Genomic DNA, 452 nt, shown 5'->3' with positions numbered 1-452 from the left:
CGCGTGGCCCGCCTCGGCGACGGCGAAGCCCAGCCGCAGGCCCGCGAGCCCGTAGGTCTTGCCGAAGGAGCGCAGCACCACGAGTCCCGGGCGGAGATAGGGACACAGGCTCACGACGGACTCGAAGTCGGCGAAGGCTTCGTCGACGAGGAGCATCCCGCCGCGGGCGGACAGGTCGTCGGCCGCCGCCAGCAGGGTCGACGCCGGCCAGGTCCGGCCGTCGGGATTGTTCGGGTTGACCACGACGACGACCTGCGCGTCCCCGGCCTCGCCGAGGTCGCGCACCGCCGAGACCGCATGCCCGGCCCGCGCCCAGGCCGCCGCGTGCTCGGCATAGGTCGGCCCGACGACGGCGGCCGCGCTCGGCGCGACGAGGCGCGGGATCGTCTCGATCAGGATCTGCGTGCCCGGCGCCGGCACGATGCAGGAAGCCGCCGCGCCGTAGGCCCGCG

General features: G+C 75.7%; 1 protein-coding gene. It reads right to left on the bottom strand.

Translation table 11 applies throughout. The features are described 5' to 3' along the window. The coding region (locus tag FV222_RS29010) for an aminotransferase class I/II-fold pyridoxal phosphate-dependent enzyme (protein WP_147816550.1) at nucleotides 1–452 on the bottom strand (452 nt) is incomplete at both ends.

This window comes from Methylobacterium sp. WL103 (genome assembly GCF_008039885.1).
Taxonomy (GTDB): Bacteria; Pseudomonadota; Alphaproteobacteria; order Rhizobiales; family Beijerinckiaceae; genus Methylobacterium; species Methylobacterium cerastii.
The sequence above is the reverse complement of the archived record's forward strand: the minus strand, read 5'-3'. Positions and strand labels throughout refer to the sequence as shown.